The 13527-nt window shown below is 69.6% G+C and carries 16 protein-coding genes, 1 pseudogene and 1 CRISPR repeat array; of the genes and pseudogenes, 7 read left to right on the top strand and 10 right to left on the bottom strand.

Features of this window, described 5'->3' with window-relative positions:
* Nucleotides 1-77: 77 nt before the first annotated feature.
* Together ACFWIA_RS13345 and ACFWIA_RS13340 are read left to right on the top strand one after the other, a co-directional pair.
* Nucleotides 78-704, top strand: a complete 627-nt coding sequence (locus tag ACFWIA_RS13345; protein WP_387003450.1) for a DJ-1/PfpI family protein — start codon at nt 78-80, stop codon at nt 702-704.
* Nucleotides 697-1251 carry a MarR family winged helix-turn-helix transcriptional regulator gene (locus ACFWIA_RS13340; protein WP_387003447.1) on the top strand — a complete coding sequence of 185 codons (555 nt, stop codon included), beginning with the start codon at nt 697-699 and terminating at the stop codon, nt 1249-1251. The genes ACFWIA_RS13345 and ACFWIA_RS13340 overlap by 8 nt, the downstream gene beginning before the upstream one ends.
* 62 nt (nt 1252-1313) lie before the next feature.
* On the opposite strand, the gene ACFWIA_RS13335 is transcribed toward ACFWIA_RS13340, so the two are convergent.
* Nucleotides 1314-1604 (bottom strand): hypothetical protein, encoded by a 291-nt coding sequence (locus ACFWIA_RS13335; protein WP_385484711.1) that lies wholly within the window; start codon nt 1602-1604, stop codon nt 1314-1316.
* 164 nt (nt 1605-1768) lie between these two features.
* On the bottom strand, nt 1769-3052 hold the full coding sequence (locus ACFWIA_RS13330) for an adenylosuccinate synthase (RefSeq protein WP_387003444.1): 1284 nt from the start codon (nt 3050-3052) through the stop codon (nt 1769-1771).
* A gap of 184 nt (nt 3053-3236) precedes the next feature.
* Here ACFWIA_RS13330 and ACFWIA_RS13325 point away from each other — a divergent pair, with 184 nt between their 5' ends.
* Nucleotides 3237-4094, top strand: coding sequence for a diacylglycerol kinase (locus ACFWIA_RS13325; RefSeq protein WP_387003441.1), 858 nt, complete (start codon nt 3237-3239; stop codon nt 4092-4094).
* Nucleotides 4095-4230: 136 nt separating this feature from the next.
* A CRISPR array of direct repeats spans nt 4231-4444; the repeat unit is 29 nt; unit sequence GGGTCCATCCCCGCGTGCGCGGGGAGCAG.
* A gap of 349 nt (nt 4445-4793) precedes the next feature.
* Here the strand turns inward: ACFWIA_RS13325 and ACFWIA_RS13320 are convergent.
* The 3 genes from ACFWIA_RS13320 to ACFWIA_RS13310 form a co-directional block, all read right to left on the bottom strand.
* Nucleotides 4794-5033, bottom strand: coding sequence for a hypothetical protein (locus tag ACFWIA_RS13320; protein ID WP_387003438.1), 240 nt, complete (start codon nt 5031-5033; stop codon nt 4794-4796).
* Between the two features lie 56 nt (nt 5034-5089).
* On the bottom strand, nt 5090-5497 hold the full coding sequence (locus tag ACFWIA_RS13315; RefSeq protein WP_387003435.1) for a hypothetical protein: 408 nt from the start codon (nt 5495-5497) through the stop codon (nt 5090-5092).
* Nucleotides 5498-5588: 91 nt separating this feature from the next.
* Complete coding sequence (locus tag ACFWIA_RS13310; protein ID WP_387003432.1) at nt 5589-6767, bottom strand: helix-turn-helix domain-containing protein; 1179 nt, start codon at nt 6765-6767, stop codon at nt 5589-5591.
* 112 nt (nt 6768-6879) lie between these two features.
* On the opposite strand from ACFWIA_RS13310, the gene ACFWIA_RS13305 reads away from it, so the two are divergent.
* The gene (locus tag ACFWIA_RS13305; RefSeq protein WP_387003429.1) at nt 6880-7416 is read left to right on the top strand and encodes a flavoprotein; all 537 of its coding nucleotides are present in this window, start codon (nt 6880-6882) and stop codon (nt 7414-7416) included.
* 751 nt (nt 7417-8167) lie between these two features.
* On the opposite strand, the gene ACFWIA_RS13300 is transcribed toward ACFWIA_RS13305, so the two are convergent.
* The 3 genes from ACFWIA_RS13300 to ACFWIA_RS13290 all read right to left on the bottom strand — a co-directional run bounded on the left by ACFWIA_RS13300 (nt 8168) and on the right by ACFWIA_RS13290 (nt 9334).
* Entirely contained in the window at nt 8168-8491 is a 324-nt protein-coding gene (locus ACFWIA_RS13300) for a hypothetical protein (protein WP_387003426.1), read from the bottom strand.
* A gap of 142 nt (nt 8492-8633) precedes the next feature.
* Nucleotides 8634-8870, bottom strand: coding sequence for a hypothetical protein (locus tag ACFWIA_RS13295; protein WP_387003423.1), 237 nt, complete (start codon nt 8868-8870; stop codon nt 8634-8636).
* A gap of 56 nt (nt 8871-8926) precedes the next feature.
* Nucleotides 8927-9334, bottom strand: coding sequence for a hypothetical protein (locus tag ACFWIA_RS13290; protein WP_387003421.1), 408 nt, complete (start codon nt 9332-9334; stop codon nt 8927-8929).
* Between the two features lie 97 nt (nt 9335-9431).
* On the opposite strand from ACFWIA_RS13290, the gene ACFWIA_RS13285 reads away from it, so the two are divergent.
* The 3 genes and pseudogenes from ACFWIA_RS13285 to ACFWIA_RS13275 all read left to right on the top strand — a co-directional run.
* Nucleotides 9432-10664 (top strand): helix-turn-helix domain-containing protein, encoded by a 1233-nt coding sequence (locus ACFWIA_RS13285; RefSeq protein WP_387003418.1) that lies wholly within the window; start codon nt 9432-9434, stop codon nt 10662-10664.
* Nucleotides 10661-11191 (top strand): flavoprotein, encoded by a 531-nt coding sequence (locus tag ACFWIA_RS13280; protein WP_387003415.1) that lies wholly within the window; start codon nt 10661-10663, stop codon nt 11189-11191. Before ACFWIA_RS13285 ends, ACFWIA_RS13280 begins: the two co-directional genes overlap by 4 nt.
* Before the next feature lie 84 nt (nt 11192-11275).
* Nucleotides 11276-11515, top strand: a pseudogene (locus ACFWIA_RS13275) (hypothetical protein); the annotation flags it as partial.
* 43 nt (nt 11516-11558) lie between these two features.
* On the opposite strand, the gene ACFWIA_RS13270 reads toward ACFWIA_RS13275, so the two are convergent.
* Both ACFWIA_RS13270 and ACFWIA_RS13265 read right to left on the bottom strand, forming a co-directional pair.
* The gene (locus tag ACFWIA_RS13270; RefSeq protein ID WP_387003412.1) at nt 11559-12815 is read right to left on the bottom strand and encodes a helix-turn-helix domain-containing protein; all 1257 of its coding nucleotides are present in this window, start codon (nt 12813-12815) and stop codon (nt 11559-11561) included.
* 211 nt (nt 12816-13026) lie between these two features.
* Entirely contained in the window at nt 13027-13521 is a 495-nt protein-coding gene (locus tag ACFWIA_RS13265; RefSeq protein WP_387003409.1) for a GbsR/MarR family transcriptional regulator, read from the bottom strand.
* Between the last annotated feature and the right edge of the window lie 6 nt (nt 13522-13527).

The following is a 13527-nucleotide window of genomic DNA, read 5'->3' as shown; positions in this document are numbered from 1 at the left end:
TTAATTGACAGCATGCTGTCGTCATGACAGCATGCTCACATACAGCGCATCGTGCGCGGTCCGAACTGGAGGTCGTCATGACCGGTCCGCAGACCACCCCCCGCCAGCCCGTGTACCTCGCGGTCTACGACACGTTCGCCGACTGGGAGACCGGGCACGCCACCGCGTTCCTCGCCCGCGGCGGCTACGAGGTCCGTACCGTCGGCGCCACCCGCTCCGCGGTCACCAGCATCGGCGGGCTCCGCGTGCAGCCCGACCTCGCGCTCGACGCACTGGACCCCGCGGACGCCGCGCTGCTGATCCTCCCGGGCGCCGACCGCTGGGACACCGGCGACGAACTCGCCCCCTTCGCCGGGGCGGCCCGCGCCTTCCTCGACGCGGGAGTGCCGGTCGCCGCGATCTGCGGCGCCACCGCCGGGCTCGCCCGCGCCGGGCTCCTCGACGACCGCGAGCACACCAGCGCCGCGGCCCCCTACCTGGCGGCGACCGGTTACGGGGGCGCCGCGCGGTACGCGGAACGGGACGCCGTCACCGACCGCGGGCTGATCACCGCCGGGCCCACCGAGCCGGTCGCCTTCGCCCGTGAGGTGCTGGGCCTGCTGGGCGTCTTCGACGGCGAGCTGTTGGACGCCTGGTACCGGCTGTTCCACCACTCGGACCCGGCCGCGTACGCGCAGCTCAGCGCGGCCGACGGCGATGAGTGAGCGCGAGGGACCGACCACTCCCGAGGACGGCCTGACCACTCGGGAGCGGCGGGACCTGCTCAGCGCCACCGCCCTCGGCGTCTTCCGGCTGAACGGCCAGTTCCTCGCCGTCTCCGACGAGCTGGCCGCCCCGGCCGGGCTGTCGGCGGCCCGCTGGCAGGTGCTGGGCGCGGTGCTGCACGAGCCGTTGCCGGTCGCCGGCATCGCCCGGGCCATGGGCATCACCCGGCAGAGCGTGCAGCGGGTCGCCGACGTGCTCGCCGGTCAGGGGCTCGCCGAGTACGTGCCCAACCCGGCCCACCGGCGCGCCAAGCTGCTGCGGCCCACCGCGGCGGGACGTGCGGCGGTCGCCCTCATCGGCCCCGGGCACGCGCGGCTGGCGCAGCGGCTGGCCGCGGAGCTCGGCGACGAGGAGTTCGCCGCGACCGTCCGGGCCGTCGAGCGGTTGTCCGCGGCGCTGGACCGGATCGCCCGGGACGCGCCCGGGGACGGTGACTCCCGGGACGCGCCCGCACCTGCGGACGGTGCGCCCGCGGACGACGACTGACGCGCGGACGGATGCGGTGGGGCGGGGACGGGCGCGGCGGAGTGGGCTGGGGCGGGGCGGGGTCAGTGGAGCTTGCCCAGGCCGCGCTGGAGGTCCTCGGCGTTCATGATCGGCAGGACCTCCACCTCCGCGCCCAGGTCCGTCAGGAACGGCTCCCCCAACGGCACCAGGTCGGAGCTGTCCGCCATGTCCAGGACCATCAGACAGGTCCGCCGGCCGCCCATCGGCAGGAAGTACGCCGCCTCGGGCTTCAGCTCGTCCATCGTCTGCTGGATCATCTCGGACAGCTTCCCGTTGCGCCGGAGCTCATTGGTCTTCTCGGTGTCCAGAGTGGCCCGGAGCATCACACGCATCGCTCTCACCTCGGCAAACAGCCGTAGAACCGTTGGAACGCTGCCCCCCTTGCACGGTCCAGCCTATTCCGGAAAACGCAACACGCCCCATGATCGATCAGTGACCGATCACGGGGCGCGTCAGCTACACGGCCACTCGGCCGTGCTCAGCTACTCGGCCGTGCTCAGAGGAACGAGTTGATCTCGATCGTCTGGGTCCGGCCCGGACCGACGCCGATCGCGGAGATCGGAGCGCCCGACATCTCCTCCAGCGCCTTGACGTACGCCTGCGCGTTCTTCGGCAGGTCGGCGAACGTCTTGGCCTCGGTGATGTCCTCGGTCCACCCGGGCAGGTTCTCGTAGATCGGCTTCGCGTGGTGGAAGTCCGTCTGCGAGTACGGCAGCTCCTCGACGCGCTTGCCGTCGATCTCGTACGCGACGCAGACCGGGATCTGCTCCCAGCCGGTGAGCACGTCCAGCTTGGTGAGGAAGAAGTCCGTCAGACCGTTGACCCGGGTCGCGTAACGCGCGATCGGCGCGTCGAACCAGCCGCAGCGACGGTCCCGGCCGGTGGTCACGCCGCGCTCGCCGCCGATGCGCCGCAGCGCCTCGCCGTCCGCGTCGAACAGCTCGGTCGGGAACGGGCCGGCGCCGACCCGGGTGGTGTACGCCTTCAGGATGCCGATCACCCGGCTGATCCGGGTCGGACCCACACCGGAACCCGTGCAGGCGCCGCCCGCCGTCGGGTTGGACGAGGTCACGAAGGGGTACGTGCCGTGGTCGATGTCCAGGAGGGTGCCCTGGCCGCCCTCGAACAGGACGACCTTGTCCTCGTCCAGCGCCTGGTTCAGGATCAGCGTGGTGTCGGCGACGTAGCCCTTGATCTGCTCCGCGTAGCCGAGCAGTTCCTCCACGACCTGGCTGACGGCGATCGCGCGGCGGTTGTACAGCTTCGCGAGCACCTGGTTCTTGAAGTCGAGCGACGCCTCCACCTTCTGGGTGAGGATCGACTCGTCGTACAGGTCCTGGACCCGGATGCCCACGCGGTTGATCTTGTCCGCGTACGTCGGGCCGATGCCGCGTCCGGTCGTGCCGATCTTGCGCTTGCCGAGGAAACGTTCCGTGACCTTGTCGACGGTGACGCTGTACGGCGTGATGATGTGTGCGTTTCCGCTGAGCAGCAGCTTGGACGTGTCGACACCGCGGTCGTTCAGGCCGCTCAGCTCGGAGAGCAGGACCGACGGGTCCACGACGACACCGTTGCCGATGACGGGAACACAGTCCGGTGAGAGGATTCCGGAGGGGAGCAGGTGGAGCGCATACTTCTGGTCGCCGACGACGACCGTGTGGCCGGCGTTGTTGCCGCCCTGGTAGCGCACCACGTAGTCCACCGAGCCACCGAGCAGGTCGGTGGCCTTCCCCTTGCCCTCATCACCCCACTGAGCACCGAGCAGCACAAGTGCGGGCACAGGCGTACACCCCTTCCGGGCGGGGCATGTCCAGGGTCAGGGGCGTACGTGTCGCACACCCCGGCGACCCTCGTCGGCCGCACACCCGTCGGACCGGTGCCCCGGAATAGACGAAGCCCCTGGCGCAATAGCGCAAGGGGCTCTTGCACAAAGATGCTACCCGAGGAAGCGAGGCAGGACCGAGGTGTCGGTTTCCGACCAGCTGCTGGTCCTCGTCGATCCGGTCGCCCGGCGCCACGACGGGGAGTCGGTCCGGATCGCGAAAGACGTGCTCAGCGCGGGTGCGGGCCTGAAAGTGTGCCTGCCGAACAACCCCGAAGAATTCGCCCGATCCTTGGCCAGACGCGGCAATCGTCGCCCCGTGGTGATCGGCGACGACCACGCTCTGCTACGGACCGTGACCCTGCTGCACCGGGAACGGGTGCTGTCCACGACCGTGCTGTCCCTCGTCCCCATCGGGCACGAGGTCTCGCTCGCCAAGTCGCTGGGCGTGCCCACCGAGGCGGTCGGCGCGGCGCGCGCGGTGCTGGAGGGGGCCGGGCGCCGGCTCGACCTGCTGGTGGACGACAGCGACGGCGTGGTGCTCGGCGGGCTCCGCATTCCGTGCGGCGACGGGACGCCCGCGGTGGCGGCCGGCGGCGGCGGACGGCTGCGGGCCCTCCTGACGCGGGTGCGGGGCGGCGGCGCGGGCGCGTGGGGTGCGGGAGCCGCGGGGACCCCGGGGGCACGGGCACGCGGTCGGGGTCAGGACCGGGTACGGGGTCGGGTGCGGGTCGAGGTGGACGGGCGGACCGTGGTGGACCTCGGGGAGGTCATCGAGTCGGTCGGGGTGACGCCGGGCGAGGGCGGACTGTGCGAGGTGGAGGTGCGGTGGGCCGATGCGGGGGTGGGGGCGCGGGTGCGGAGGGCTCGGGGGCGGGTGGTGAGCGTGTCCGGGGCGGACTTCCGGTACTACGTCGACGCGGTGGCCTCCGGCCCGGTTCGGCGGCGGACCTGGAGCTGTCGGCCGGGTGGGTGGAGTCTGACGTTGCCTGGGGGGTGAGGGGGGCCTGGGGGCCTGGGGGCTTGGGGGTGAGGGGTCGGCGGGGTGCGGGGGGGGTCCGTGGGGCTCGGGGGTGCCTGCGGTTCGGGTTCCGGGTTGCTCTTTCGGTGGGCCGTCGCGGTGCGGCGACTTGGCGGATGGGATCCCCGCGGGGGCGGGGAGCAGGGTGGACCGCGGAGGTGGCGACACGCGCCCACGGGTCCATCCCCGCGTGCGCGGGGAGCAGCCCTCGCATGGCTTCCCGGGTCGCTTTACGCAGGGTCCATCCCCGCGTGCGCGGGGAGCAGAGCCTGATGGAGCTCCAGACGCAGTACGCCGAGGGTCCATCCCCGCGTGCGCGGGGAGCAGAGGAGCTGACCTGCGACGTTAGCCGGCCGAGAGGCCGTTTTCATTAACAAGTCGAGAATCCAACCAAACACCCAAAGCAGCTGAAAAAGTGAGCACGGGTTCCACCTGCTGCACTTGCGCATCCTCCCTCCGTCGAGACGCTTCTGCACAGGGCCAAAGTATGGCGTCTGTCTAGCGGTTGGTGCCCCGTCGGGCACCGTTCTCGGTGCGGCAAGGGCACGAGCAGGGCAGAGGTCGGGCGCGCAGGCGGAGGCGGAGTCGTAGCCGGCCTTGGTGGATCTCGGGGCGCCGAGCAACGCGGCGAGCATCAGGACGTACAGGACCTGTTCGGTACGGGGACTCACGGCGCGGCTACCGGGTCTCGGTGTCGGGTCCGGGTCCGGCCGTGGCCTTCCACGCCGCACGCAACTCCCGCCCGGGCGGGCAGCCGAGGTGACCGGAGGTGCAGTCGACGCAGGTGGTGACGTGGTCCAAGTACCGGCGCGTGACCGCGACCCGCTCCGCCGACACGACGACCCGAGCGGGCCTCGGCGTCGGGCACTCTTCGTGGGCGTAGGCCCGGTACAGGGTGCCGACCGGGGACTGACGCACCTGCGCGTCATACTGCTGACCCTCACGAATCAGCAGCAGGCACCGCACGCAGAACATCACCACGCCCGCGTACCCACCGCAATCGTGTCCACCCCAGCCAACGCCGCCAACGCACGCAACACGATCACAAGCCGCCGCTCACCCAAGTTCTCCACCTGCCACAACGGCACCAACCGCGGAAACCCCACCGCCACGACAAGATCCAGAAACGCCCGCTCACTGGTGTCGAGAACGAGGACCGTACGGTACTGGCCCTCGAACCGCGGCCAGTCCAACGACGCCACCCTCCCCGAATCCACCACCAGCAAGTCCCGCACATCACCACGAGACAACACATCACCCTCATGAATCAGCGCGGCGACCGCAGCCCGCTCACCCACATCCCGGGAACGCGCCCACATCGTGAGGCGATCGCTCAGCAGCGTTGGTGTGTGGTTCGGCTGTGACTCGTGTGCTGTCGTCATGCGCCCCTCACTCGGCCTCTGGTCGGTACTGACCCCAGAGTGCGGGCTCACGCAGGGCGGAACGCTCACAGTCTTGTGAGCGCTGTGAGCATCAGATTCCGACCCAGCGGGCCATGTACGCGAGGCTGTCAGGTGTCCGGCGACTGAGGTGCACCAGCCCGGTGATCGTTTCTTTGGTGCCGGAGTAATAACGGGTCTGTTCAGGAGCTACGTGCCTGGCCTGGGCGAGGTGCCGGAGCGACGAGTCCAGATGCCCGGTCTCCATCTCCGCACGGGCCCGGTCCACGAGGAAGCGAGCCCGGCGGCTGGTCAGGGTTGAGGGCGGCACCCTGATCGACCGCGCCCGAGAGAGGGCATCGTCGTAGCAGCCCATGGCCACTGCGGCGCCGAACGCATGCAGGTCAGCGTTTCTCGCTCCGAAAGAGAGCCAGTGGACCTCTGGTGCCTCGCCGCCGACACGGGCAGCAAGATTCCGGGCGGAGGCCAAATGCGCGTCGACCAACCCGCCCTCTCCGGCTCGGGCAGCAAGCGCAGACGCCCCCAGGTGGAGCTGACCGGAAACGGCCAACGCTTCCCGCGTCGTCTCACCTTCCAACAACCGATGGCCTTCGGCAATGAGACGCAAACCAGTGCTGTGACTTCCCGATTTGCAGAGCAGTGCCCGTTTGTACTGGCGCACAGCGGCAAGATGCGGGTCCGAGGCGCGTTCCGCAGCCCAGTACATGCGGTCAAGTGCCACCTGCGAGAGGTCCGGATGGCCAAGCTTCAGCGTGATGTCGTGGGCCGTCCGGTAGGTGGACGCGAGGGCTCGCCATACGGGAGTTGTTGGAGCGGTCCATGCCAGATGGGTCAACTCAGCAATGACCTTTGGCAGGACACCCGTCGCTTTCCGTAGACGGGCTGCCCTCACGAGCTGGCACACCCGGTCAGCCTCAGCTGCAAGAACAGCGACGGGGCGGCAGACCGGTTCGGGGAGTGGTTCGAGATCGTAAATGTCGAGCGCTTCGCGGATGGGCGCGACGACTGCTGCGGGATGGTCTCGGCGCGGCTCGTCGCCCATCGTGCTGGTCAGCAAGGCGGCATCGATACCGAGAACGTCAGCCACGGCCGATACGAAGTCGGGCGTGGCACGCCGGGCGCCACATTCCACCTGGTTGAGGAGGCTGTACGAATACGGCAGCCGGTCGGCGAGCTGCCGTTGGTTGAGGTGCGCGAGCCTGCGCTGCTCCTTGATGCGGGTTCCGATGTGACCGTCGTCGGGTGCGGGCATGCTGGATCTCCGTTCCTGACTCGTCATCTGGAAAGCTACTCGCGCAGGCCCACGTTGCGCCCCCTTCTCTCCCTAAGTGCGAGGGTGATCGCCGTGTGGTCGGATGGGGCGCATGTCGAAGACCGTGTACCTGTTCGGGAGTGCGGCGCCGCCCGTGCTGGAGGTCGACCGGGCCGTCGAGGAACTGCAACGGCGCGGTTGGGACGTGTGTCTGGGGTTGACGCCCACTGCGGCCGGCTGGCTTGGGGACCGCATCAGGGAGTTGGAGGCGCTCACCGGACACCCGGTGCGGTCCGCGTACAAACGTCCCGGTGCAGCAGATGCATGGCCGCGCGCTGACGTGATCCTCTTCGCCCCCGCGACCTTCCATTCGATCAACGCGTGGGCCCTCGGACTCACGGACCGGTTCGTGGTGGGCGTGGTGGCGGAAGCGATCGGCAAGGGCATCCCGACCGTGGCGATGCCCTGCGTGAACGCCGCCTACGCACAACACACCCAGCTCGACGTGAGCGTGGCGCGACTGCGCGCGATGCAGGTGGAAGTGCTCTACGGGGAAGGAGGCTTCGTACCCAACCCTCCAGGTGAGCGGCGGCCGTACCCCTGGCAGCTGGCCTTCGACGCCGTCGACCGCGTGCCGGCGCGCGACTGACCGTGGAACGCAGGGGCAAGCTTGACGCGTTCCGCCCCGAACCGTCTTCCGGGAGCCGGGCGACGCTGATTCTGACGTAGAGAGGGCATGACGACGATCGCCGTCACGGGGCACATGGACCCGACCGCTGTCAGCGTGCCGTTGGTCCGGGCCGCGCTGGCGGAGACACTGGCGCCGCACGCCGGGGACCTGGTGGGCGTCTCCTGCATCGCCAAGGGCGCCGACTCGCTCTTCGCCGAGGCAGTACTGGACGCCGGTGGACGTCTGGTCGTGGTGATCCCCTCGCGGGACTACCGCGAACGGAAGGTCCGCCCCGACCACGCAGAGACCTTCGAACGCCTCGTCACCGCAGCCGAAGAGGTCGTCGTCCTCCCCTACGAGACCGCCTGCCGCCACGCGTACGCCGCCGCCAACTCCGAACTGCTCCAACGTGCCGACCGGTTGGCGGCCGTGTGGGACGGCGAGCCACCGTCGGGCAAGGGCGGCGGAACCGGTCCATCCCAGCGTGCGCGGGGAGCAGCTCCGAACCATGTCCGGCATGTCGCTTCGCACGGGTCCATCCCCGCGTGCGCGGGGAGCAGGGAGCTGACCTACGACGTTAGCCGGCCGAAGGGCCGTTTTCCTTAACAAGTCGAGAGTCCGACCAATCACCCAAAGAGGTTGAAAAGGTGAGCACGGGGTTCGCTTGCTGCACTTGTGCATCCTCCTTCTGTCGAGACGCTTCTGCGCAGGGTCAAAGTATGGCGTGTGTCTAGCGGTTGGTGTCCCGTCGGGCGCGGTTCTGGGTGCGGCAGGGGCATGGGCAGGGTTGGGGGCGGTCGCGCAGGCGGAGTCGTAGCCGGCCTTGGTGGATCTCGGGGCTGGTGGGGGTCCAGAGGTGGCAGGTGTGTTCGGGTAGGTCGAAGATGCGGGCCTTCAGGCAGGGGGCGCAGGGTGTGGTGGTGGGGATGCAGTGGTGGTGGAAGTGGAGGGTGGTGCCAGGTCCGGAGTCGGAGTAGCTGAGTAGGTGGGTGCGGCGCTGCCACGGGCGGATCGGTTCCTGGCAGCGGGCGCAGTGGAGGCGGGTGCGACGCATGGGTGTCCCTTGGATGACGGGCGCGAGTCGACGAAGGCGACCCGGCAAGGGGTGGTTCAGGGGTGGGTGGTGATGCCGTACGCGAGGACGCCGAGCAACGCGGCGAGGGTGAGGACGTACAGCACCTGTTCGGTACGGGGGCTCACGACTCGGCGTCGGGTCCGGGTCTGGCCGTGGCCTTCCACGCCGCACGCAACTCCCGCCCGGGCGGGCAGCCGAGGTGACCGGAGGTGCAGTCGACGCAGGTGGTGACGTGGTCCAAGTACCGGCGCGTGACCGCGACCCGCTCCGCCGACACGACGACCCGAGCGGGCCCAGGGGCGGGGCACTCCGCGTGGGCGTGGGCTCGGTACAGGGTGCCGACCGGGGACTGACGCACCTGCGCGTCATGCTGCTGACCCTCGCGAATCGGCAGCAGACACCGCACGCAGAACATCACCACGCCCGCGTACCCACCGCAATCGTGTCCGCCCCGGCCAACGCCGCCAACGCACGCAACACGATCGCAAGCCGCCGCTCACCCAAGTTCTCCACCTGCCACAACGGCACCAACCGCGGAAACCCCACCGCCACGACAAGATCCAGAAACGCCCGCTCACTGGTGTCGAGAACGAGGACCGTGCGGTACTGGCCCTCGAACCGCGGCCAGTCCAACGACGCCACCCTCCCCGAATCCACCACGAGCAGGTCACGGACGTCCCCGCGGGCCAGCACGTCGCCCTCCTGGATCAGTGCAGCGACCGCCGCCCGCTCACCCACATCCCGGGAACGCGCCCACTCGGTGAGGCGGTCGGTCAACAAGGGAGTCGGCGGGTCGGTGGTAGGCGCGACGATCCTGTCCATGGCGTACCCCATCTGGTAATCGGCAGTGCACGCACCGTAAGACCCGGTAGAACGGAGGCATGCACGCAAAGTGCGTGCCTTGCTCTGGGAGCACGCCGTGGACGCAGAAGGCATCAGTCGCCGAATCGCATACTGGCGCGATCGCCGCGGCTTCACCCAAGCCGACTTCGGACACCTGATGGGGCAGACGAGACGCTGGGTACAGGACCTGGAAGGCGGACAACGCCAGCAGGACCCTCGTCTGTCGGTGCTGATCCGCGCAGCCGAAGTACTGCGGGTGCCCCTGGAGTGCCTGTTGAACGACCAGCGGGCAGAGTGCGACATCGTCGCGATGCCCGCTGAGGCGGTCCCTGTGCTGGACGTACTGGACCGACACGACGTGCTGGCCCGGGCGGGCGACGGCGAAGAAGCCTGCCTGCCGACTGCCGCACTGCGACGGCAGCTCGCCTACTGTTGCGAGGCGTTCCAGGCGTGCCACTACGCAGCGCTCGGCAAGCACCTACCAGCTCTCATCGTGTCGGCACACCGCTTGGTTGCAGCAGCTCCATCCGGCAACTGCGAGGCACAGGGGCTTCTCTCACGCGTGTACCAACTAACCGCGTCCTTCCTCCACAAGTACGGAGAGAGCACGAAGGTCCAAGCAGCCATTGCCGCTGATCGGGCCCTCATCGCTGCTGAGCAGTCTGCTGATCCGGTCGCGATCGGCGCAGCGTCCCGACGTGTGGCGAAGAGCATGGTGAGTCAGGGCCGCGGAACCGCCGCCGCTGCCTTCGCCACCGCATCCGCCACCCGACTGGCGAGTGACCTCAGAGGCCGCGGACCAGTGGGTCTGTCGACGTTGGGAATGCTCTACCTGAATGCCGCCCTCGCCGCATCAGGGGAGAAAGAGAAGTCCAGTCGCGCGATCCGGTCCGCGACCGACCTCGTCGAAGCCGCTGCCGACGTGGCCCAGCAGCAAGGGTCCGACCTCAACGCCGACTGGACCGCGTTCGGACCCACCAACGTGGGACTCCACCGGATCGACGTGCTGGTGCGGTTCGAGGACGGATGGTCAGCGCTTGCGGCGGCGAGCGGACTGGACGACACGTTCATCGCCAACCTCGCCAAGGAGCGGCGTGCGCAACACCGCCTCTCGATGGCACGCGCTCAACTCCTGACACGGCGCAAGGACGCAGCGGTGCAATCGCTTCTCGAAGCTGATGCGTTGGCCCCCGAAGAGGTGCGCAGACGCCCGTCGACCGTACACCTGGTCAAGACCCTCATCAGCGTGCATCCGCAGCCGGGTGAGGCATTGCAGCGGCTCGCGAAAGCGTGTGGACTGCGCGGATGACCAGTCAGCGGGTTCTGTATCTGATCGCGTGCGCTGCCGGGCCGACCCAGTACGTGGACGAGGGGGTGCGGATCGCGCAAGGCGCGGGCTGGGATGTCTGTCTGGTGCTGACGCCGTCCGCGGCAGGCTGGTGGGCTCCCCGGATGAGCGAGTTGGAGGAACTGACTGGGCATCCGGTGCGGTCGCAGTACAAGCTGCCGTGGCAGACGGACGCACTACCGAGGGCCGCGGCGATGCTGGTCGCCCCGATGTCGTGCACGACGCTGAACAAGTGGGGCGCCGGGATCTCGGACACGCTGGCGATCGGCCTGCCCGCGGAGGGCGTGCACTTGGGCGTGCCCGTCGTGGCGATGCCGTACTTCAACCAGGCGCAGGGAGCACAGCCCGCGGTGACCGCCTCGGTGGAGCGGCTACGCGCGCAAGGCGTACGTGTCCTCATCGGCCCGGACGGGTACACCCCCCACCCACCGAAACAGGGCGACGCGAAGTCGTTCCCCTGGTCCCGCGCGGTCGACGCCCTACCGTAGTCCGCGCGGCCATCAGCCGGCCCATCACTGGCGGCCCACTCCGTGCGCGTGGTCGGCGACGCACCGGCGAACTGAGGGAGAGGCATGACGACGATCGCCGTCACGGGGCACATGGACCTGACCGCTGTCAGCGTGCCGTTGGTCCGGGCCGCGCTGGCGGAGACGCTGGCACCGCACGCCGGGGACCTGGTGGGCGTCTCCTGCATCGCCAAGCGCGCCGACTCACTCTTCGCCGAGGCAGTACTGGACGCCGGTGGACGTCTGGTCGTGGTGATCCCCTCGCGGGACTACCGCGAACGGAAGGTCCGCCCCGACCACGCAGAGAGGCACAGCTCGGCCCCGATGACCCGGCTGGTGCCTGTTCGGGTCAGTCCCGCGTACGCCCGGCGGACTCCAGGTGAAAACGGCTGGACATGCCCCGCAACTCCGCGCGTGTGGAGGCCCGTTCGGCGTAGACGATCTGTCGAAGGGTCGCCCTGGCGATGGGGTGGTTCCGTACCAGCTGCGGGGCCAGCTTCTCGGCCTTCCGCAGCTCGCCGAGGGCCTTGTGGCGGTCGCCGTCCCAGAGCCATGCGCGGGCCAGGTCCATCCGGTGATGCCCCTGGCGCGAGTTCGGCAGGGCGGCGATCTCATCCGGCCTCGTCTGCTCGTTCAGCCGCAGCGCCTCACCCTGGTCACTCATCTCCAGCGCGACGCTGATCGCGTGGACGGTGACGTTGCCCGCGGAGAAGGTCAGGGAGTGCCGGTCCCGGACCGGCTCGCCGCCCGGGCCACCCATGCGGTCGGACGCCTGCCGGGCCAGACCGAGCCGGTGGCCGGCCTCAGCTGCGTTGCCCGCACGGGCCGCGGAGACCGCCGCCCGCAGTTGGAGGGTGCCCCAGGCCCGTACGGCGAGCGCGTCCCCGCGCTCGTACTCGGGATCGATCCCGGTCAGTGCCTTGTCCGCCAGCGCCACGGCATCGGCCCAGTCGGCGGTGGCCCACATGTCCCACATCCGCATCCAGTCCGCCACCGCCGGAAGCACCGGGTCGCCGGAAGACCGGGACGCCCACGCCGCTCGTTCACACGCCATGGCCACCAGTTCCGGATGCCCCAGGGCGTGGGCGGCCGTGTGGGCGAACTTGCAGCAGACCGCGTAGATGCCGAACGCTTCCTCCCGCTCGCGGCCGGAGGCCGCCTCGGCCAGGGCGCTCGCTTCCCTCAGCAGATCGGGCAGGCTGCGCAGGATCGCCACGTTCGCTGCCGCGTCCCGTAGCCGGTGCAGCCGTGTCATCTCCTGCCACAGTGCGTCCGCGGAACGCGGAGTGCCCTCGAAGGCCGGCGTCAGGTCGTAGCGACGCAGCTCCCGCAGGATGGACGCGGCGGCCAGTTGCCACTGGTTGTCCGGCGCCGTGCCGACGTACGGGCGGTCGATCAGGTCGTTCGGGTGGCAGTGCAGTGCGGCGGCGATGCTGTTGATCAGCGCGGCCCGGTCCAGCTCGATGTGCCCCTTCTCGACCTTGGACACCCAGCCCTGTGACTTGTTGATCGCGGCACCGAGGTCCGTTTGGGGCATCCCGAGGGTGAGCCGGCGGCGCTTGATCCGGCGACCGATGGCCTCTTGCTCTTCCCGTTCGTACGGCATACACGTCGTCCCATCCCGTGGAATTGAGCCTCCGTCGAAACGGTACTCACCCAAGAGGGTGCCCCCTCGATTCCCATAGGTGCGCCCCCGAAGGGGCGCGGGGAACGGCGCGAGCAACCACGACGCACCCGCACCGGACAACGCGCCGCACCCCCACGGAACAGCCCACCGCAGGTGAACGCCCGACCCGAGGGCGCCCCGACCCGCAGGGTCAGAGTTCCAGTGAGCGCCGGTGGGCCTCCCACCGGTTCATGAGCTCGGCCAACTCCGACTCCAGGAACTCGAAGAACAGCAAGGTCTCCGCCAACCGACGCCCGGCCGGCGACCCCGCCCCCAAGCTGGCGACCCCTTCGCGCATCGCCTCGGCCCACCGCTTCAGCACCGCGTCCCGATTGGTGAGCGCCTGGAACCACTGGGTGCCGTGCACCACGTACCGTTCGCGCCGCGAGCCGGGTTCCCGTTCGCGGGACACCATGTGCTGCTGCGACAGGTACCGCACCGCGCCCGAGACCGCGGCGGGGCTGACCCGTAGCTGCTCCCCCAGTTCCGCGGAGGTCATGTACCCCCGGTCGGAGGAGAGGATCGCCGCGAACACCCGGGCCGGCATGGACGGCATGCCCGCGCTGACGAGTTGCGCCGCGAAGTGCTCGACGAAGCGGTTGACCTTGGCCTCGTCGCGTTCGGCCCCCCGGTCGTTCTCCGCCATGCCTCG

The sequence above is a fragment of the Streptomyces sp. NPDC127068 genome (genome assembly GCF_042724695.1).
GTDB lineage: Bacteria > Actinomycetota > Actinomycetes > Streptomycetales > Streptomycetaceae > Streptomyces.
Note: the sequence above shows the minus strand (reverse complement) of the source record. Positions and strands in the feature narration are given on the sequence as shown.

Bases quoted from the DNA above. Each gene is read 5' to 3' on its own strand.
- ACFWIA_RS13345 (WP_387003450.1), top strand. From the start codon at position 78: ATGACCGGTCCGCAGACCACCCCCCGCCAGCCCGTGTACCTCGCGGTC.
- ACFWIA_RS13265 (WP_387003409.1), bottom strand. From the start codon at position 13,521: ATGGCGGAGAACGACCGGGGGGCCGAACGCGACGAGGCCAAGGTCAAC.
- ACFWIA_RS13290 (WP_387003421.1), bottom strand. From the start codon at position 9,334: ATGGACAGGATCGTCGCGCCTACCACCGACCCGCCGACTCCCTTGTTG.
- ACFWIA_RS13305 (WP_387003429.1), top strand. From the start codon at position 6,880: ATGTCGAAGACCGTGTACCTGTTCGGGAGTGCGGCGCCGCCCGTGCTG.
- ACFWIA_RS13270 (WP_387003412.1), bottom strand. From the start codon at position 12,815: ATGCCGTACGAACGGGAAGAGCAAGAGGCCATCGGTCGCCGGATCAAG.
- ACFWIA_RS13340 (WP_387003447.1), top strand. From the start codon at position 697: ATGAGTGAGCGCGAGGGACCGACCACTCCCGAGGACGGCCTGACCACT.
- ACFWIA_RS13280 (WP_387003415.1), top strand. From the start codon at position 10,661: ATGACCAGTCAGCGGGTTCTGTATCTGATCGCGTGCGCTGCCGGGCCG.
- ACFWIA_RS13335 (WP_385484711.1), bottom strand. From the start codon at position 1,604: ATGCGTGTGATGCTCCGGGCCACTCTGGACACCGAGAAGACCAATGAG.
- ACFWIA_RS13300 (WP_387003426.1), bottom strand. From the start codon at position 8,491: ATGCGTCGCACCCGCCTCCACTGCGCCCGCTGCCAGGAACCGATCCGC.
- ACFWIA_RS13315 (WP_387003435.1), bottom strand. From the start codon at position 5,497: ATGACGACAGCACACGAGTCACAGCCGAACCACACACCAACGCTGCTG.
- ACFWIA_RS13310 (WP_387003432.1), bottom strand. From the start codon at position 6,767: ATGCCCGCACCCGACGACGGTCACATCGGAACCCGCATCAAGGAGCAG.